Here is a 20,035-nt window from a genome sequence, read left to right on the forward strand (position 1 = left end):
AGAACAATATCGATTGGGAGGCTTTTTTTATGTATGATTTGATTGGGGTAGGAATCGGACCAATGAATTTAGGGTTAAGTGCTCTGGCTCATCCGACACCTTTACGCACGTTATTTTTTGATGAAAGCGAACAATTTTCATGGCATCCCGGGATGATGATTAAGGACTCGATGATGCAGACGAGCTTCATTTCGGATCTTGTCACACTCGCCGATCCAACGAGTCCTTTTACGTACTTAAACTACTTGCGATCCATCAACCGTTTGCATACCTTTTATTTTTATGAAAAATTATTGATTTCCCGTCAGGAGTACAATGCCTATTTGAAATGGGTCTCAACGCAGCTCGAAGATCTGCATTTTTCAACTCGTGTCATCGATATTCAGGATACCGGTGACAGTTATGAAGTCTTGGTCGAAGAAGTCGCGACCGGTAAACGGACGACTTACGAAACGCGGAATGTCGTACTCGGCACCGGCTCCAAACCATCGATTCCAGAAAGCTTTGACTCAGGTGTCATCCACAACACTCAATATGTCATGCAAAAAGACACCATTCTGCAACAGGAAAAACTCAGCATCGTCGGCTCCGGTCAAAGCGCAGCCGAAATTTTCCTCGACCTGTTGACGAGTGACCGTCCGGAAACCTTCGAACTCGAATGGATTTCCCGCTCAACGATTTTCGAAACGCTCGAGACCGGAAAACTGGGGGAAGAAATTTTTTCTCCGAGTTACGTTCGTTATTTCAACAGTCTGCCGTTAACAACCCGTCAAGAAGCCGTTGCCAAATTCACTCGGTCGCAAAATGGAATCAGTCCGGAGACGTTACAAGCGATTTACGAACATTTATACGACTTGGCACCGGATGAAGAAGCCCGCGTCCACATCCGCGCAAATCTTGAGGTCGATGCCATCACACGTGATTCACATTTCACGATCAACATGCGGCATACGGAACTGAACGATCAACGGACTTCAAAAACCGGAGCCGTCGTGGCAGCGACCGGTTTCATTCCCTCTCTGCCCCGCTTCATCAGCCGTCTCGATATCGCATTTGAGGCAGAAAATGCTTGGAAGGTCGATGCCAACTACCGTATCAGCCGAACCGTTTCCACAAACCATCACTTGTATGCGACGACGAATCTTGAACTGTCACACGGACCGGCTGCCGATAACCTCGGAATGTCCGTCTCACGCAATCAGTTGATTTTAAATGATGTGGCCGGCAAAGAATTGTATCCGGTGGAACAGCATGCGACATTCACGACGTTTACTTGATTGTCAGAAATCTCAAATGATCCTCAGCCAACTCGCTGAGGATCATTTTCATCTGGATTACATCATGGTTTTTTTGTCAATTCGAGTGTTGCCAAAATCAATAAAGCCGACTGCAGACGACTGTTCCCTGATTTCGCCAGCAACAAATGAAAGGCAATCAGCCAGTTGACTTCATCTGAAAACCGGTTCCGTGACCGTTCCCGATCAACAATCCGGGTCACATAAATCATGTCGACCCGCTCGGTCGTCTCAAGTAACGCAAGGAGTGGAAAAATCCGGTCCCAAATTCGGATTTCACGCTCTTCAAGCATTTCACACCAAATCTGGATCCGCTTTTTTTGATTTGACAATGATGAAGACGCTGCAAGAATCTGTGCCGTCATTAAGCGTTCACTCGACGGCGCCATCCATCGTTCAAGCCACCGCTCCGCTTCGTCGACTACTTCGATAAAATCCGGCGGCAAGCTCCCTGTCTCCATCAACGTTGATGTCACCACGTATTGTTTGGCAAGATTGAGGACAGGTCGCGTTTCACGCAGCCGCTCGACGATCGGAAAGGCATCGATTCCTTGTTCACGATTTAACACTTCCCCGAGTGCAAAAAAAGGACGCACGGCCTTTTCTTTGATGAAACGTCGTTTAATATGCCGTTCTGCTTCAATCACACGTTCAAGCAATCGTTCCGGTTCAACACTGTTCAATTGAATATGTGAAATCAACAGTGGCGTGTAACGGCTTCGGAGCGCTGAAAAACGGGTTGTCTTCTTCTTGATGATTTGTATCATTCGGTCGTACGATGCTTGATTAAATCCGGTCTCATGAATCGTATACGACAACGCAAAGAAACGGTGAAAGTCATGCGATGATTCGCCGTGCAGCGTCGCATACGTCTCATTATAATTTTCGCAAAACAGCCCATACATATGCCTGCCCTCCCTTCCCTTATATGTTCCCGCTTCTTGTAAAATCATTCCGCTTTTCTTCTGTAGCGGACAGACAACTAAAGGGAAACCAGATTCGCTTTCAGGCGATCCGGTTTCCCTTTAGGTTAAACACGTTGCTTTTCAAGAAGGCGTGAGAAGTATCCGCCGTTTTCGACTAATTCTTCATGTGTTCCGTCTTCGACGATCCCGTCTTTCGTGACAACTAAAATGCGGTCCGCTTGACGAATTGTCGCCAAACGGTGGGCAATGATCAATGTCGTACGATCTTTTGATAATTCAGCGAGCGACTCTTGGATGATGGCTTCCGTCTCGGTATCGAGGGCCGACGTCGCTTCATCTAAAATCAAAATTGGTGGATTTTTTAAGAACATCCGGGCAATTGCCAACCGCTGTTTTTGTCCGCCGGATAACTTCAAGCCCCGCTCCCCGATTTGCGTATCGTACCCCTCCGGTAAATCGGCAATCATCTGTCCGAGATGTGCCCGTTCCGCTGCCTCAATGACATCGGAACGACTTGCCGTCAAATCTCCATACGAGATATTTTCGGCAATTGTACCGGAAAACAAAAAGACATCTTGTTGAACGATTCCGATTTGTTGCCGGAGTGAAGCTTTCGTCATGTGACGGATATCAATTCCATCGATCGTAATCGCTCCGTCGAGTACATCGTAAAATCGCGGAATTAAAGAACAAATCGTTGTTTTCCCCGCACCCGATGTCCCGACAAAGGCAATCGTCTGTCCCGGTTCAACGGTCAGACTGATGTCTTTTAAAATCAGACGCTCGGCTTCGTAACCAAAGCTGACATCATCAAACCGAATCGCACCACGTAATGTTGATACATGAATCGCATCCGGGGCATCTTTCAGTTCTTCATCATGATCAATCATTTCCAGAAAACGTTTAAATCCGGCCATTCCTTTTGGATATAACTCCAGCAGGGCTGTAATCTTATCAATCGGTTTGAGTAGAATATTCATATAGAGGATAAATCCGACAAGTTCCCCGTAACTGAGTTTTTTGGTGTAACTGAGGTAAGCACCGACGACCAGCACGGCAAGGGTCATCAGACGTGTCGTCAAGTAAATACCCGACAAACTCGTGCTCATGACTTTATACGCATTAATCTTTGACTGCCGGAACGTCGTGTTGTCTTGTTCAAAACGTGCTACTTCGTGAGCTTCGTTCGTAAAGGACTGCACGACACGAATGCCGGACACACTATCCTCGACCCGGGAGTTGACTTCAGCGATATTGCCATACATCCGGTCCCACGATCGGTTCATCCGGACATTGGCATAACTGATCAGCCAAATCAAGAATGGCACGGCAATGATCGTGACGAGTGCGAGTGGCACGTTAATCGTCAGCATGATCGAAAAAGCACCAAGCAGCGTCATGACGGCAATGAAGGCATCTTCCGGACCATGGTGGGCCAGTTCGCCAATATCGAACAGATCATTCGTAATCCGGCTCATGATGTGACCGGTCTTTGTATTGTCAAAAAAACGGAACGACTGTTTTTGAACGTGACCAAATAATTGCCGCCGCATATCCGTCTCGATGTTGATGCCGAGTTTATGACCAAAGTAGTTGACGACGAACTGCATCAGCGTACTGATCACATACAATCCGAGTAATCCGACACTAATGAGAATGATCCAGTTTAATTCGCCTTTCGGTAACAACGAATCAATGAACCATTTGACGGCGAGTGGAAATGCCAGTTCCAACAATCCGACGAACAAGGCCGATGAAAAATCGAGCCAAAACAAGCGTTTGTGCGGAATATAGTAATGATAAAACCGTTTTAACATATAAGTCCTCCTTCTGATCTCTTTCTTAGTGTACAAGATAATCGTCCGCTGTTCCTGTTTTCATTTCTTATTGTTTTCATCGTGCGGTTAGAAAATCTAACCCTAAAAATATATTTTAAAAATAGGTAAATTCCACTATTTATATGACAAACTAGTAACAATGATTCGAATAAGATTTAAACTAGAATCACTATCTTTGGAAGGGAGCTACACTACGTGAAAAAGACTTTTCTTACTTTGACGACTCTTGCGCTGATCAGTTCAGCAACCGGCGTCGAAGCTGCATCCACGACACTCATCTTGACAGATAACGTCAATATCCGCACTGCTGCCACAACTTCCGCACCTGTGATTACGACTCTCAAAAAAGGGACGACCGTCACAGCCGTCAAAAAGACTGGATCCTGGTATGAAATTCGTCATCAATCTAAAAAAGCATTCATCACAGCTGCTTACGTCAAGGCTGTTCCGGCTAAACCAACGACATCTACGACTTACATAACGAACACCTCGGCCGTCAATGTACGTGAGAAAGCGACAACGACTTCGAAATCGCTTGGTAAACTCGCTAAAAACGTCAGTTTAACTGTCAAAAAGAAGACCGGTGACTGGTACGAAATCCAGTACAACAACAAATCAGCTTATGTTCATACAACGCTCGTCACGGCAAAAACCTCGACGGTTGCGACAGGTTCTAAACCGGCTGCTACAACTCCCGTCACACTTCCGGTATCAACAGCCGTCAAAGCGGTCGATACGTCGAAGCAGTATGAAGTCAATGCGAAAGAAGGCTTAAACGCTCGTCTGTCCGCATCGGCGACTGCATCTATTTATAAAACACTGGCACACAAAACTGTCCTGAAAGTAACTGGCGCCGTTGATTCCTGGTACCAAGTTCAGCTCGATGGAAAAAATGTCTACGTGGCATCGAATTACGTTCTCGCAACAACAAAAGAAGCACCCACCGCACCGGGCGTCTCCGTTACTCCGGTCGATCAAACGAAAACTTACACGGTTAATGCACCGACCGGATTAAATGTCCGGACAGCTCCGTCTACGGCATCCACTGTCTTTACCCAACTTGCACACGGATCTACGGTTCAAGTTTCGGGTGAAACGACGGGTACATCCGCGGGGTGGTATCAGATTAAAATTGGTACGGCTTATTACTACATTGCGAAGAGTTACATCACGACAGGCTCCGTCACCGCTCCGGTGACACCGCCGGTTACGCCGCCAAAGCCAACAATTCCAGCATCGGATATTATGGAAAAAGCGATCTCCATCGGACAACAATATCTCGGAACACCATATGTATGGGGTTCAAGTAGTCCGGTCAACGGTGGATTTGATTGTTCCGGTTTCATCAACTATGCATTAAATACATCCGGCTACAAAGTGGCCCGGACAAATGTCAACGGCTATTGGAACAACGACGGCTATCTCGGTCAAAAGTTATCGAAATTGCGTCAACCGGTCCGCGGCGACATCATTTTCTTTGAAAATACGTACGCAGCAGGTCCGACCCACATTGGCATCATGTTGAACAACGATCAGTTCATTCATGCCAATACACCGTCACTCGGCATCAGCCGTCTGTCTGAGCGCTACTGGACACAAAAATTACTTGGTTTTAAAGCGCTTTGATTTGAAAACTTCGCCCGGAAAACTGTTCCGGACGGAGTTTTTTTAGATTTTTGCTAATAGCTGCTCAATTTCCCCCTTGAAGTAACCTCGTGAGAGTGGCGCCGTCATCCGTTCGATTTCGTCCCGGTGTTCAAGGCCGGTGCCTTTCGTCATCGCAAGGGCTAGCGTCCGTAACATTTCCGACAGATCATATTCGCTCGCGACCCGCCAAATATGTACATTATCCCAGATTTTTTTTACGGCGTCCTGCAAATCAAATGTCGAGTTATCCTTTTGCCATAGACAAAGATAAACTTCAAATTGTCCGATGTAATGGTAACTGGCTTCGATATCGACTTCTACCAAGCGTTCTCGGGCATAACGAATGCCGGCATAGTCTTTTTGATGAATCGCGATGCTTCCTTTCGTCAATTCGACGAGAAGACGCTCATACACGTTCGCTTCGGTAAATAAAAAGAAATGATTCAATTTGTCGAGTTCAGTTTTTGCCGACGCATAGTCCCCGGTCAGACTCAAGAAAAGTGCCAGCAAACGGTGATAGGAAATGACCTCAATATAAACCCCTTTCTCTCGCATGTAGGCAATTCCTTCCCGCAATAAGACGATGGACTCGGTCCAGTTGTCCTCTTTCACACTGACCCGAAGTGCTTGTAACATCTGATAATCAAGAAACGTCTCATGCGAAAGCGGAATATCCTGAATGACCATCATTGAATCAATCAATTGATAGGCCTCTTCATACCGACGCAGGAAAAACAGGAAATAGACTTTTGAAATTTGCACTTCGATTTGTTGATCCCGTAGATCAAGATTTTTAAAAATATCAAATGCCAATTCAAAATAACGAAGACCTTCCTCCGGATTCAAAAACCGTAAAGCAAAACCGTATTTATGATAGATCTGCCCCTGCCAATAGGAAGGAACGGCCGGATCAAGATATGGACTTAACATCTCAATGACCTGTTGTTCACTGTAATACTCACTTTTCGGCGACTCAATTTGTTCCAAAAGTTGCTTCATTTCTGTCACACGCGGATCAAGCAGGAGTTCGTCCACCGAGACATGCAACCGTTCAGCAATCCGTTGCAGCGCCGGCAAGGACGGTGTTGCTTTTCCATTCTCGATCATGCTGAGCATCGATTTGGTCATGATACCTTCAGCGACTTCCGACTGTGTCATTTTTTGCGTTTTTCGTAATGTTTTGATTCGTGTTCCCAGCATCTTGTCACCCTCACCCGAACATAAAGTTCAATTTAATTTAACTTTTATATTTACAATTCTTCCCTGTTCCTCTAGTATAAAGGAAAGTTCAATTTAATTGAACAAAAAGGAGGAATTATGATGTCAAAAAATTTACAACGACTGTTATTCGGTAAGTTCTGTTCGTTATTCGCCGCCAGTCTTTTTACGTTCGTCGCCGGTTTGACTGTTTTGCGTGAAACGTCATCTGGGCTTCAGTTCGCTTTAGTTCTCATAGCGGGAACTGTACCGCGGATTATACTGTCTCCAGTTGCCGGTGTCCTCGCCGACCGCTGGAATCGTAAAAAAATCATTGTCTTGACGGAGACATTCAGTGCGTTGACGCTAACAGTATTCGCAGGTTACGCCTTCTTTTTCCCGATTCACACACTTCACTACATGATTGTCAGCGCAATCCTTACTTCCTTGTCGACCTTCCTGTCCGTGACGTTGATGAGTTCCTTAACCCGATTGCTTGAAGAAACAGAACTTCAACGCGGCAATTCCTTGATTTCAACCATCAGCTCCATCTCTTCGATCGGTGCACCGATGCTCGCCGGATTTTTATTATCGTTTGCTCCAATTGATCTCTTTTCCCTCCTGCCGTTAACGTTATTCGCCTTGGCGGCGATCTGGAATACACGTCTGACTTTCCGGGTACTCCCATCATCTGCTGAAACCACTGCTTCATTTTTGACAGATTTCCGCGACGGTTACCGTTATGTATTCAAACAACGTCTCTTGACGACATTAATCATGATGGCACTGGTCTTAAATTTCTTTTTTATTGCCTTTGAAGTCATGTATCCGATCATACTACTGGATCGTCTGTCGTTCTCACCGTTTCAATTTGGAGTGATCGAAGCTGTGTTAGGGGTCGGACTGTTAATTTCCTCCCTGCTGCTTGCCTTACCCCGTTTCACCATCAAACGTCCGTTGCTGACAGTCTTTCAATCACTTACTTTACTTGGTGTGTTTTTTATCATCCCAATTTTGCCGTTACTTGGTCTCATCCCGGTCAGCTGGTCGTTTGCTTACTTTTTCCTCTTTTCTTTTATTGAAGGCTTTCTTGTTTTACGGGCCAACATCCCGCTCCAATTAATCGTACAACGCCGGACGGACCCTGCTTACTTAGGGCGCGTCATCGGCGTCATGGAATCACTCGCGATGGGAATCATGCCGCTCGGTATGTTACTGTTCGGTTATTTGAGCGATTATGTCTCGCTCAGTCTGTTGTTTAGCATCAGCTCATTTGGTCTGTTGCTGACGGTCGGCAGCGGAATGTTCGTCCTGCGGCGTGATCTCCAAGCAGAACGTTCAGAAGAAAACCTGTCGCTTGAAACAGAAAAAACGTCCACCTCAGCGAGCTGAGATGAACGTCTCTATTTTTTAAACCGCTGCTTTGACTGCGTCCATGATCAGACGGAGTGATTGTTGTTTCGCTTCCTTGTCGGCAATCATCGAAGCAATCATCACTTCATCGGTTCCATATGAATCGGCAAGCTCTTGCAATTGTTTCGCAACAGATTCTGGGTTACCGACGATCATCCGTTTCCGGTTTTCCGCAATCCGGAACTGATCTTGGAACGAGTACTGGTAAGCCGCGGCTTCTTCCGGTGTCGGTGTACCTGTTGATGAGACACCTTTCTCAAGCAGGAGCAATGACAAATCAAGACTCGAAGCCAATCGTTCCGCTTCTTCCGTTGTCTCGGCACATGTCACGAAAATCGAGACGAGTGTCTGCGGCGTCTCATTAAACGACGTCGCCATGAAGTTATGACGGTAATAATCCATCACTTCTTGACCACCCTGCCCGTTGATGAAGTGGGCAAAGGCGAAACCGAATCCGCGCTGCGCCGCATTTAAGGCACTGCCGCCGCTTGACCCAAGCAACCAGGCTTCCGGTGTCGTGTCGATTTCCGGTGTCGCAACAAGGCCTGCGAAACGGTGATCAGCCGGGGCACCGTCTTTTAAATAATCGACGAGATCATCGAGTTGTGCGCCGTAATCGGCTCCTCCGAATCGTGGGGACGATCCTTCCTGAAGGGCGCGGGTGGCGAGTGGCATGCCGCCCGGTGCCCGACCGAGACCTAAATCGATCCGGTTTGGTGCGAGTCCTTCCAGGACACGGAAGTTCTCGGCGACTTTATACGGGCTGTAATGCGGTAACATGACGCCCCCTGAACCAAGACGGATCTGTTTTGTGACGGCTGCCATGTAGGCGATCAGAACTTCCGGACTTGATCCGGCAAGTGTCTTCGCAAAGTGGTGTTCCGACACCCATAATCGTGTATACCCGAGTTCATCAGCGATTTTTGCAAGTTCAACCGTTTCGTGTAAGGCTTCTGACGGTGTTTGTCCTTTTGAGACCGGTGATTGGTCTAAAATACTTAATTTCAATATAATCTCTCCTCTAGTGTTGACTTCATGTCTAAACTGTACGCCTGTCGGATAATTGAATGCAATAAAACTGCCTGTTTACCGGATGGCGACGTTTTCAATTTGAAAATCAGGGAACATTCCTAGAGTAGCCGCAACAAAAACTCAAAGGATGAGGTGTTTTTCATGTCAACGAATCATACATCAAACCAAGAAGCAGTCGAAACGGTCAAAAAATTAATCGATAAAATCGAAACGGCGATGCTGACGACCGTCTCTGATGAAGGTCTTGTCTCACGCCCAATGCAAACTCAGGATATCGAGTTCGATGGCGATCTCTGGTTCCTTACATCAAAAGAAACAGGCAAATATAACGAAATTCTTAAAAATCCGAACGTCAACGTCGCGTATGTCGACAAATCATATGTCTCGATCCGCGGGAAAGCAGAATTCGTCGAAGACATCAATCGTAAAAAAGAACTGTGGAGCCCACGATACGAAGCGTATCTCGGTACGACATACGAAGATCCAAAAGTCGTCTTAATCAAGGTGAATACGGAAGGCGCCGAATACTGGGAAACCGGAAATACGACAAAATCCGTAAAACAACTCTTGAAAAAAGCGGTCGGTAACGATGACTCGAACGAAATCAACAAAAAAGTGGACCTTTCTTGATCCGTTCCCTTTTAGACCATGTCGCCGTTTGGTGACATGGTCTTTTTTTGTTCAAATTGGTTTTAATCACGTCATTTGGTGTAACATACTACTATTAGTAATCAAGTTTGTTAGCTAAAGGAGACGCATCATGGGAGAATTCATTACATTATTAAAACGGGGCAATCGTTCTGCTCTGACGGCCGGCATCGTCAACTCGGTCATCGCCATCATCAAAGCCGTCGCTTATGTCTTAACCGGTAACGTCGCAATGTTTGCGGAAATGATGCACACGATTGGGGACGCCGCCAATCAATTTTTTGTTTTCATCGGCTCTGCCCTCAGTAAAAAGGCACCAACAAAACGATTCCCGAACGGGTTTGGCCGTCTCGTCAATCTCGTTTTGCTCGGCGCCATCTTATTCGTCGGCATCATGGCATATGAAACGATTCATGAAGGGATTGCCCACATCATCAAACCGACGGAATCGACCGGCTTCTGGATCACGCTGTCCGTTTTGTTTGTCGGTGTCGTGCTCGAAAGTGGTGTCTTTTATAAAGCGATGCAAGAAATCGCTCACGATGCCCGCTTGACGTCAAAGGGTCCAAAGCTGATTCTCGACAGTTTTCGGGCCTTGAAACAGGCGAAACCGGCAACTCGGCTCGTGTTCCTCGAAGATTTGGTCGCAACGGCGGGGGGGCTCGTCGCGATGATTGCCGTCATCATTTCGCACCTGACACCGTTTCATCAGGCGGAAGGGATTGCTTCCATCATCATTGGTTTCATGATGTTTTACGTCGTCGGTAACGTCTTTTTACAAAATGCGGCCGGTGCACTTGGAGAAGCGGATGAGACGATGGCAGCACGTATCGGAGGCATCATCATGCGCGATCCGGATGTCCGGGATATCAGTAAACTTGAAGTCATCAAGGAAGGCGATCATTTCCATGTCGAAGTCGAAATCGAAGTCGATCCGACGTTGACCATTGCCCAGGCCGATGACATCAAGGACCGGCTTGAACTTCAAATCCGTCTGCAACAAGGCATCATCGATGTGACCATCGGATTTGATGAAGACGACAACATCCAACAGTACATCGTCTCGACAAACGAAACACGATGAATCCGTTTACGCTGAAAGTCGTTCAAATCATCCGTTCGATTCCACCAGGGCGGGTCATGACCTATGGACAAGTTGCCCGCCTCGCCGGTAATCCGCGGGCAGCACGACAAGTCGCCCGTATTCTCCACAGCCTGAGTCGAACGGAACAGTTACCATGGCACCGCGTCTTGAATGCTAAAGGAGAAATCTCCCTTGAGGGGGAGGAGCAACAATTGGCACTCGAAGCAGAAGGTGTTGTCTTTGACCGGGCGGGAAAACTTTCTTTATCCCGTTATCAGGTCTGAACAAAAAGGAAGCGAACCGCATCTCTCGATGCGATCCGCTTCTTTTTTTTAAGCTTTTTGCTTCATTTGGCGTAAGACTTCTGCCTCCAGTTGTGGTTCCGGCGGCAGCCAGCCTTCCGGTTTCATGACCTTTTGGTCCGATTCCCGGAAGATCGGTTGACCATTTGGACCGAGTTTTGCCATATTGGCTTGTTGAACGATCTCAAACAATGGACCGGGTTCAAGTCCCGCTTCAACGAAACTGCCCATGATGAAGTACAGCGCGTCCGTCAACGCATCCCCTTGACCAACAAGTTGTTCCACTTCCGTCGTCGGATACGTCTCACGTAACGATTTTTCAACTGCCCGATCAAGCCCCGTCTTAAAGGTCTCGATTGCTGCTAAAAATTCGTTTTCATCACGCGAGGATTGGTGCAGAAACTCAACGACAGCTTCTTCCGCCGTCCAGGTCGCCCGCTTGATTCCGCGTTCCAGTGGAATCGGTGTCGGGTGGTCTGCACCCGGATGATGGAACGTCTGATGGAACTGTTTGACGTCTTGATAATAATTTGGTTGTTTCAAATCGATCACTCCCCTGTTCCGTTTCACTCTCGAACGGTTTTCATTCTAACAGACTTCGGGAGATTTCTCGATGTGTTCATCGGTTATCGGACGCGATCCACCAACCGGATTCCCCGGCTAATCAATTCCTCACGTTCTTTTGACGTCTGCTTGAGACGGTCGAGATCAGCTAGCAGTCGGGGTTGATCCACTTCATCCGCCAGTTCTAACAATTCAAGGCGCAGTAACCAGGCGTCCGGCAGTTGACTGAGCGTCTGATCAATCAGTTGTGGCAACAATTGACGGTCCGCTCGTCCTTCGCGCATTTCCCGAACGGCTTCAAAAATTGGATCAGCGGCTGTCAACGGACGTTCAATCCGGTCGAATTCGACCGTCTCCGGAATCGGTTTTAACGCTTCGACTTCTGTTCCCGGGAAGGCTGACGTGATGGCACCGACAATTAACTCCATCCGGCTCATCGTAGTCGTTTCTCCGTCTTTTGTTAACTGAGCGTCTTCCAAAATGACGAGTGCACGGTGGCCGTTGACGTTTTGGATTGCTGAAATCCGTCCTGTGATATGCACCGTACCTTCTGTCCAATCCAGTTGTTCGCCGACCTTGACCTGCATCAGGACTTCGTTCAGTTCCTGTCCGTGAAGGAGTGTAAAACCTTCCGGATGATCGGCAAGTCCTTGTCCAGTTAGGACTTCTCCATTCGCTGCAAGCGCCGTCGGACCGGTCAGCTTGACGAGGTGCAGTGATTCATGAATTTCCTGTGTTTCCGGTACACCGACGAGGGAGACGCCACTTTCAAAGACGAGCGTCGACAAGTTGCCCGATTCAACGGCTTTCGTCAGACCGTGGATACCGCCGCGGACGTATGACATCGTCTGCGCAAATTCTTCTAACGCATCCCGGAGCTGCTCAAACGATTCGCAGACAAACAGTTCCTTTTGCATACTCGTCACGTCATGTTTTGTCGCCAGTGCTTTCGCGAGTGAAAACGGATGTTTTGTGACGGCATCCGTCAAGCAGTGACGGCTTTCGCCGACCGATGACAGAAGACCGGCACCGTAGATTTGTGGATTATTGATGTCGCCGATGAGACCAAACTCGACGGTCCACCAAAACAGACGTGAAATTTCATTGGCTTCGGAAATACCGGTCACATGGGTCCGGGTTTCAGCGAGCGCAACTTCTGCCTGCTCGATATCTGCGGGCGTCGAGAACGGACTTTCTTTGACAATCGTCAGTTTCTTCAGTGCCTTGAAGACATCATGCTCAGCTTTATGGTTAAAGGCGTGTGCTCCGATTTCACCGAATCGGCGAACGAATTCCGCGTACGTCGGATTCATCAAGATCGGCGCGTGACCTGCCGCCTCGTGTAAGATGTCCGGTGCAGGTGTGTAGAGTATATTGTCAACTTTTCGAATATCGGTTGCAATCGGCAACAAACCGTGACCTTGGAAGTCAAAAAACGCGACGCCTGGAATCAAGCCGTCAACAGCAACCGTTCCCCAACCGCCTCGACTTAAGTTCGCCGTCATTTCGCGGACATCCGGAATCCGTTCTGGACTGATACCGGATGCAGCCAACCCTTCAAGGTATGCCGGATGTGCCGTATCTTGTAATGTATTTAAATTCAGTCGCATGACGTAACGCCAAACAGCGTGATCCGTCGGCGTGTAATCTTCGTAGTGCTGCGGTGCGACGTGTGGTTGTAAGTGACTTGGAATGATTGGTGTAGACATATGAATTTCCCCCTTAAAAGTAGATGAACAACAAAAAAATCCCTGCCGAACAAAGATGTTCGACAGGGACGACGAAAGGCCGCGGTACCACCCTGATAATCTACATAGATATAGATCGCTTCATTACGGGATAACGGTTTTCTCCGCTTGCGTGGCAAGAGACTCGGAAACTGTAATTCGACCCAATCTGTGTACACGTTCGCAGCGCCACGTGCTCTCTGAAACAGGGAGATTGTTTCTACTTCGGTTTCGTCTTCGTCTAACTTCTTTCATTCTGTTATGCTGTTATGCTGTTAGCAACTAAAGTGTTGTTAAGGAGGACTATACGCTTACTTTTTACTTTCGTCAATCGCTTTTTTTCGTTTAAAGCGATTAAATGTTTTATCCCGGACGGATTTCTGTTCGATCGACAGCGATGTCACATGGCGTCGAAGCGCACCATTAAGCCGTTTTTCGAACAGTTCCAGTTCCTGGATCCATTCATTCATCGCGACGACGATTGGCAAAATTTCCATGATCAATTCTTCTTCGAGTTCATCCCGATCAAGGAAAGAATGTTTAACGAAAGCGATATTTTCTTTGACGAGATCTTCCATTGCGAGCGGTTCTTCCGTCAGTAACAGATCATACGTCAACAAGACCTTTTCCTGACGCTGGGCAATGTGCATCAGATGATAAAACAGCTCACTCCGTAACTCATCTGCAATCGAATTCAGTGCCTTTTCCCGCTCCCGGAACCGTTCTGCCGTCGCGACACCCCGTTCCAGGCACGCCTGCATGTGTTGCAGGATGATCAAGTTACGCAGTAACGAGACATGCCGTTGCCGTGACCCGCGAATTTCTTCCCGGTGCAGATTAAACAGTGTCTTTGTCTCAAGCATCGAACGGCTCATTTTGTCGATTGCTGACCGGTATGGTGTGACTTTTCCTTCAAAGGCGATTGCCCGTGTGACGACGAGCAACTTTTCAAACAGTTTCGAGGCTTTCTGGTAATAGACGTTCCCGTAACGCGGCGGGAAGATCAAGGCATTGACACCAAGCGCACAACCAATCCCGAGCATAACGAGTAAGTAACGGATCAAGACGATTTGCCATAACGGATCCGTCGCCCCTTCGACACTCTCCAAAATGACGATAATCATCAAGACGACATGAGGAATCGTCCGGCCGAAGCCAAACGCGAGCAAAATCGAGATCGCTGCCATGATGACGATTCCGATTGCCAGTGGATTGGCCGGATTGTCACCTAAAATCCAGAGTGAGACGAGCGTTAAGAAGGCACCGATTAAGTTGGCTTCTGCTTCCTCAAGAAATTGTTTCCATGTCTGATAAACGGACGGCAACAAGGTGGTCGCCGCTGAAATCGCAGGTAGGATTGGGCTTAAATTAAACAGATCACTGATGATCAAGGCCAAGATGACCGCAAGTCCTGTTTTGATGGTACGTGGTCCGATTTGTAGAGATTGACCGCCCATATACGAACCTCCTTCATATTGTAGATACGTCCCCTATTCTTGCTCTAATACCCGAAAAACGCAATTAAAAAATCACTCCAAGACGATCTGGAGTGATTTTAGAGAACAGTTTATTCTTATGATGCTTTTGTACCGGTGCCTGAAGTCATTTCTTTTTTCGCGACTTCTTGATCGACGAGCGGTTTTTTCAAGATCGAGAGGATGGCGGCTCCGACGAGTGCTCCGATTAAGATCGCACCAGCGTAGCTGAGGACTGCCATCAATGTGCCCGATGGTCCGTCAAGTAATGGGAAGACGAACACACCGCCGTGTGGTGCCGGAAGCAACACACCGAAGACGATTGTCAAGGCACCAGCGATTGCTGAACCGATGACACTTGACGGGATGACACGAAGTGGATCTGCTGCTGCGAATGGGATTGCGCCTTCTGTGACAAATGATGCCCCCATTGCGTAAGCCGCGATACCAGCTTCGCGTTCTTGTGGTGTAAATTTCTTACGTGCGAACAACGTAGACGAGAATGCGACGAGAAGCGGTGGAACCATACCACCTGCCATGACGGCTGCCATGACTTCCGTGTTTCCTGCTGTTAATGCGGCTGTTCCGAAAACGTAAGCTGTTTTATTGATTGGACCACCCATATCGATCGCCATCATCGCTGCGACGAGCATACCGAGCAGGATCGCGTTACCGCCACTGAGACCGTTGAGTGAATCCGTCAACCATGTCATGAAGGCAGCAATTGGTTCGTTGATGACAAGCAACATAATCATACCTGTGATGAATGAACCGAATAACGGATAAAGCAAGACCGGCTTGATACCTTCCAGTGCTTTCGGAAGACCTTGTAAGACTTTGATCAATAAGAGGACGACATAACCAGCAAGGAAACCGGCGATCAATCCACCGAGGAATCCAGCGTTCCCTTGGCTTGCAAGGAAACCGGCAATCAAACCTGGTGCGAGACCTGGTTTATCGGCGATTGACATCGCGATGAATCCAGCAAGAATTGGAATTAAGAGACCAAAGGCTGCTTTACCAATCGACATCAACTGGGCGGCAAATTCGTTGTACGAAGGATCTTCAGGGTTCGCTGAGTTGATGCCCCAGAAGAAGCTGATCGCGATCAACAGACCACCGGCGACGACGAGTGGCAACATCGCGGAAACCCCGCTCATCAAGTGTTTATAGAAACCACCACGTGCTGGTTTCGAGCTATCGCTTGATCCACTGCCTTTATAAACCGGTGCATCTTGTTTGACGGCACGATCAATCAATTCTTTTGGTTTACGAATTCCTTGAGCGACTGGAACTTCAACAACGTGTTTCCCGTTGAATCGATCCATTTCGACGGCTTTATCCGCAGCGACGATGATTGCTGTCGCTTCTTGGATGTCTTGACTCGTCAGACCGTTTTTGACGCCGGTCGAACCGTTTGTCTCAACTTTGATCCGTACACCCATTTCTTCCGCTTTTTGACGAAGGGAATCGGCTGCCATATACGTGTGGGCAATGCCGGTCGGACATGCTGTAACGGCGAGAATGTATGGTGCGTCTTTTGCGACGTTTGAAGACGAGACATCGACTGGACCTTCTTCTTCCCGTTCTTTTGCTTCAATCGCAGCAATCACTTCATCTTCCGAACGGGCGGAGAGAATCGTATCGCGGAACTTCATGTCCATCAGATAGACCGACAGTTTGGATAACGTTTCAAGGTGAGCGTTATCGGCATTTTCGCCAGCTGCAATCATGAAGAACAAACGGCTTGGTTGTCCGTCGAGTGCTTCGTAATCGATGCCTGTCGAACGTCCGAAGGCGATAGCCGGTGATTTGACGGCTGCCGTCTTTGCGTGCGGAATCGCGATTCCTTCACCGAGTCCTGTCGTGCTTTGAGCTTCCCGCGCCAGGATAGCTTCGCGGTAAGCCGAGCGGTCATTTAATTTTCCAGCGCGATCGAGTACGTCCACCAATTCATCAATGACGGCCGCTTTGTTCGACGAACGTAAATCGAGTTGGATCGTATCACGTGTTAACAGATCTGTAATTTTCATGAGTTTGTCACTCCTTTTAGGATTGAATGAGTTCAACGACTTGGACATCGGTCAATAAACGGTCAATATCTTCTTTTGTACATAAACCAAACGAGTACGCAGATGCACTGCCAGTCGTGACGGCATACCGGAATGCTTCTTCCGGTGGTCGCCCGAGGGCATAACTGGCGACGAATCCAGCGACAAGGGAATCACCAGCACCGACTGAGTTGATCAACTTACCGGCCGGTGTGTTCGCCGTGTAGGCGCCTTGCTTGTTGACGAGCAACGCTCCGTCTCCTGCGAAAGAGATGATGACGTTCTCCGCACCGCGCTCAACCAGTTGTTGGGCATACGGAACCGCCATTTCTTTTGATGTGATATCGACATCAAAGATTTCACCGAGTTCGTGATGGTTCGGTTTGATCATGAACGGACCGAGCGGTAAGACTTCAAGCATCGCTTCCTTCGTCGTATCGACGGCGAATTTGACACCACGCTTCGTTAATACTTGTGCAATCTTCCGGTACAGATCTTGCGGCAAGCTGCTTGGGATGCTGCCGGCAAAGACGACGATATCGCCTGCTTGCATTGTCTCGAATGCTGCCAGTAACGCGTTTAATTCATCTTCTTGAATTTTCGGTCCCGCTGCATTGAGTTCTGATTCCTGATCGGCACGAATTTTAACGTTGATCCGTGTCTCATCGGCAATCGGCGTAAAGGCTGTCAAAACCCCTTGTTTCTCCAGTTCATTGCGAATGAATTGTCCCGTGCTGCCGCCTAAAAATCCAAGAGCTTCCGTCTCGACATCGTAATTTCTTAAGACAAGTGAGACATTGATTCCTTTCCCGCCTGCTACTTTTTCCGCTTGTTCCACACGATTGACTTGTCCGGCCTCAAATACGGGCAGCGTGACGTAATAGTCGATCGATGGATTGAGTGTTAGTGTATAAATCATTTCGCGTTCACCACCTCTGTATATTGACTGTATTTCGCTTCTTGTTCGCTCGATGTCGTCGTGATGATCGTTGCCGCTCGCAATGAAGCGACCCGGCTAAAACTGATTTCATCCAACTTCGTCTCATCTACTAATACGTAAGACTTTTTTGCCAACTCAATCGCTGTCTTCTTGACGAGTGCCTCTTCCGGATCCGGCGTCGTGAATCCTTGTGTCGGATGAACACCGTTCATCCCAAGAAATGCGACATCAAAATGGTAAATCAACATTCCTTCACGTGCGTTGTAACCAACTAGTGCTTGCGTCGAATGCTTGAGTTGCCCTCCGACGACAAACGTCGGGATACGGTGATAGAGTAACGTATTCGCTAGAGGAAGACTGTTCGTTACGACTGTAATCGCCTTTTGTTCGAGGTAAGGGACGATGGCTAGTGTCGTCGTCCCTGCATCGAGATACACGTACATTCCGTCTTCAATCAAGTCGGCCGCTGCTTGCGCGATTCGATCCTTCTCTTCAACGAAACGGTCACTTTTCTCGAAATAACTCGGTTCATCAATCTGCATATGGTTGGCGGTTGCTCCACCGTGAACCCGCCGTAAGTGACCGGCCGATTCAAGTTGTGATAAGTCCCGGCGAATCGTTGACTCACTGGCTCCCGTCTGATCAACAATGGTTTGCATTTTGACGACTTCCTCTCGGGCGAGTAGCTCGAGAATCAGTTGATGGCGTTTTTTCGTTAACATGAGTTTCCCTCCACATCCTTAATATAAAGCGTTTACATTCAAAAATCAATCAAAAACATTCATTTTTTTATGTTTTTCATTAAAAAACCTTCAAAATACGACTTTATTCGACAATAACATCCTGTTATACGTCCATTATACATCAAAAACGGTCACAAAATGACCGTTTACAAAAAAAACCGCTCATTTTGTGAGCGGTTTTAAAAAATACGGTCATCCAGTATTTAATTTTAGGATTTGACGTGATTTTGCAAATGTCCGATTCCTTCAATCGAAACATCCACGACATCTCCGTCCTGAAGATACGTCGGCGGTTTCATACCGTGTCCGACGCCGGCCGGTGTGCCTGTTGCGATGATATCCCCTGCTTCAAGTGTCATGCCGCGGGAGACTTCCGTCAGGATCGTCACGACATCACGGAGCATCAATTTCGTCGACCCCGATTGACGGAGCTGACCGTTTACCCGTGTCTCGACCAACACATCCGTCGGGTCAAAGCTTTCTTCCGTCACAATGACCGGACCAAATGGACAAAATCCGTCGAGTGATTTACCGCGGAAAAACTGCACGTGTTCTTTTTGCAAATCACGTGCCGTCACATCATTGACGATACTGTAACCAAAAACATGATCCAAGGCGTTCTCCGGCGTCAAATCCCGACCGGTCGTTCCGATGATGATGGCAAGTTCTCCTTCATAATCCAATTGCTCGGTCAAATCAGCATGCCGTTCAATGGGTTCAAACGGACCGACGATTGAACTGGGCGCCTTCGTGAACAAAACAAACTTCCCTGCCCCCGCCGTATCCATTTCTTTGATATGATCCGCATAGTTTTTCCCGACACAAATGACATTCCGGGATGGTATGTAAGGTGCCAGCAATCGGACAGAATCCTGCAGACGAGGTGCCACGTCCAAATCCAAATCCATCTCAAATCCCCGGACGATGACTTCGAGTAATGAATCAGTATAGACTTGTTCGGTCACATCATACCGTTCCTGCTCCACCTCGACACCGATTCGTGCACGACCTTCTTGCTCAAAACGAAACCATTTCATGTGTACTCCCCCTTTTTTCCCAGTATACCGAAAAAATCTGCGATACAGTTTGCTTTTCCACCAAAAAAGGTTGCCGGATGTGATATCCGCCAACCTTGTCCGTCCTAAGATAAATG

The 20,035-nt window shown here is 47.7% G+C and carries 17 protein-coding genes and 1 other annotated feature; of the genes, 6 read left to right on the forward strand and 11 right to left on the reverse strand.

Annotated features, from left to right (window positions below; genetic code table 11):
• Positions 1-29 precede the first annotated feature (29 nt).
• Positions 30-1,277, forward strand: a complete 1,248-nt coding sequence (locus ACHA8N_RS07830) for a lysine N(6)-hydroxylase/L-ornithine N(5)-oxygenase family protein (RefSeq protein ID WP_393965355.1) — start codon at positions 30-32, stop codon at positions 1,275-1,277.
• 62 nt (positions 1,278-1,339) lie between these two features.
• Here ACHA8N_RS07830 and ACHA8N_RS07835 read toward each other — a convergent pair whose 3' ends face one another.
• Together ACHA8N_RS07835 and ACHA8N_RS07840 are read right to left on the reverse strand one after the other, a co-directional pair.
• Positions 1,340-2,200 (reverse strand): DUF4003 family protein, encoded by an 861-nt coding sequence (locus tag ACHA8N_RS07835; RefSeq protein ID WP_393965356.1) that lies wholly within the window; start codon positions 2,198-2,200, stop codon positions 1,340-1,342.
• Positions 2,201-2,325: 125 nt separating this feature from the next.
• The gene (locus ACHA8N_RS07840) at positions 2,326-4,038 is read right to left on the reverse strand and encodes an ABC transporter ATP-binding protein (RefSeq protein WP_393965357.1); all 1,713 of its coding nucleotides are present in this window, start codon (positions 4,036-4,038) and stop codon (positions 2,326-2,328) included.
• Positions 4,039-4,254: 216 nt separating this feature from the next.
• On the opposite strand from ACHA8N_RS07840, the gene ACHA8N_RS07845 reads away from it, so the two are divergent.
• The gene (locus tag ACHA8N_RS07845; RefSeq protein ID WP_393965358.1) at positions 4,255-5,685 is read left to right on the forward strand and encodes a C40 family peptidase; all 1,431 of its coding nucleotides are present in this window, start codon (positions 4,255-4,257) and stop codon (positions 5,683-5,685) included.
• A gap of 42 nt (positions 5,686-5,727) precedes the next feature.
• Here the strand turns inward: ACHA8N_RS07845 and ACHA8N_RS07850 are convergent, their stop codons facing one another.
• Positions 5,728-6,906, reverse strand: coding sequence for a helix-turn-helix domain-containing protein (locus ACHA8N_RS07850; protein WP_393965359.1), 1,179 nt, complete (start codon positions 6,904-6,906; stop codon positions 5,728-5,730).
• A 120-nt stretch (positions 6,907-7,026) separates the two neighbouring features.
• Between ACHA8N_RS07850 and ACHA8N_RS07855 the strand changes: the two genes are divergently transcribed.
• Positions 7,027-8,295: an MFS transporter gene (locus ACHA8N_RS07855; protein WP_393965360.1), complete on the forward strand. Its 1,269-nt coding sequence runs from the start codon at positions 7,027-7,029 to the stop codon at positions 8,293-8,295.
• 18 nt (positions 8,296-8,313) lie between these two features.
• Here the strand turns inward: ACHA8N_RS07855 and ACHA8N_RS07860 are convergent, their stop codons facing one another.
• Positions 8,314-9,327 carry an LLM class flavin-dependent oxidoreductase gene (locus tag ACHA8N_RS07860; protein ID WP_028106648.1) on the reverse strand — a complete coding sequence of 338 codons (1,014 nt, stop codon included), beginning with the start codon at positions 9,325-9,327 and terminating at the stop codon, positions 8,314-8,316.
• A 162-nt stretch (positions 9,328-9,489) separates the two neighbouring features.
• On the opposite strand from ACHA8N_RS07860, the gene ACHA8N_RS07865 reads away from it, so the two are divergent.
• The 3 genes from ACHA8N_RS07865 to ACHA8N_RS07875 all read left to right on the forward strand — a co-directional run bounded on the left by ACHA8N_RS07865 (position 9,490) and on the right by ACHA8N_RS07875 (position 11,364).
• Positions 9,490-9,978, forward strand: a complete 489-nt coding sequence (locus ACHA8N_RS07865) for a pyridoxamine 5'-phosphate oxidase family protein (protein WP_026833413.1) — start codon at positions 9,490-9,492, stop codon at positions 9,976-9,978.
• A gap of 130 nt (positions 9,979-10,108) precedes the next feature.
• Entirely contained in the window at positions 10,109-11,080 is a 972-nt protein-coding gene (locus ACHA8N_RS07870) for a cation diffusion facilitator family transporter (protein WP_393965361.1), read from the forward strand.
• Positions 11,077-11,364, forward strand: coding sequence for an MGMT family protein (locus ACHA8N_RS07875; RefSeq protein WP_026833415.1), 288 nt, complete (start codon positions 11,077-11,079; stop codon positions 11,362-11,364). The genes ACHA8N_RS07870 and ACHA8N_RS07875 overlap by 4 nt, the downstream gene beginning before the upstream one ends.
• Before the next feature lie 48 nt (positions 11,365-11,412).
• On the opposite strand, the gene ACHA8N_RS07880 is transcribed toward ACHA8N_RS07875, so the two are convergent.
• From ACHA8N_RS07880 to ACHA8N_RS07910, 7 genes are all read right to left on the reverse strand, one after another.
• Positions 11,413-11,925, reverse strand: coding sequence for a pyrophosphohydrolase domain-containing protein (locus ACHA8N_RS07880; protein ID WP_147512416.1), 513 nt, complete (start codon positions 11,923-11,925; stop codon positions 11,413-11,415).
• 83 nt (positions 11,926-12,008) lie between these two features.
• A complete protein-coding gene (locus tag ACHA8N_RS07885) occupies positions 12,009-13,655 on the reverse strand; it encodes an aromatic amino acid hydroxylase (RefSeq protein ID WP_393965362.1) in 1,647 nt (548 codons plus the stop codon).
• Positions 13,656-13,716: 61 nt separating this feature from the next.
• Positions 13,717-13,920, reverse strand: a binding site (T-box leader).
• A 64-nt stretch (positions 13,921-13,984) separates the two neighbouring features.
• Positions 13,985-15,130 (reverse strand): FUSC family protein, encoded by a 1,146-nt coding sequence (locus tag ACHA8N_RS07890; protein ID WP_147512414.1) that lies wholly within the window; start codon positions 15,128-15,130, stop codon positions 13,985-13,987.
• A 116-nt stretch (positions 15,131-15,246) separates the two neighbouring features.
• Entirely contained in the window at positions 15,247-17,181 is a 1,935-nt protein-coding gene (locus ACHA8N_RS07895; RefSeq protein ID WP_147512413.1) for a PTS fructose transporter subunit IIABC, read from the reverse strand.
• A gap of 16 nt (positions 17,182-17,197) precedes the next feature.
• Positions 17,198-18,118 (reverse strand): 1-phosphofructokinase, encoded by a 921-nt coding sequence (gene pfkB, locus ACHA8N_RS07900; RefSeq protein ID WP_393965363.1) that lies wholly within the window; start codon positions 18,116-18,118, stop codon positions 17,198-17,200.
• Positions 18,115-18,861, reverse strand: coding sequence for a DeoR/GlpR family DNA-binding transcription regulator (locus ACHA8N_RS07905; protein ID WP_393965364.1), 747 nt, complete (start codon positions 18,859-18,861; stop codon positions 18,115-18,117). Before ACHA8N_RS07905 ends, pfkB begins: the two co-directional genes overlap by 4 nt.
• A 230-nt stretch (positions 18,862-19,091) precedes the next feature.
• Complete coding sequence (locus ACHA8N_RS07910; protein WP_393965365.1) at positions 19,092-19,919, reverse strand: fumarylacetoacetate hydrolase family protein; 828 nt, start codon at positions 19,917-19,919, stop codon at positions 19,092-19,094.
• Positions 19,920-20,035: the final 116 nt, after the last annotated feature.

It is taken from the genome of Exiguobacterium sp. S22-S28, assembly GCF_043359615.1.
Classification (GTDB): domain Bacteria; phylum Bacillota; class Bacilli; order Exiguobacteriales; family Exiguobacteriaceae; genus Exiguobacterium_A.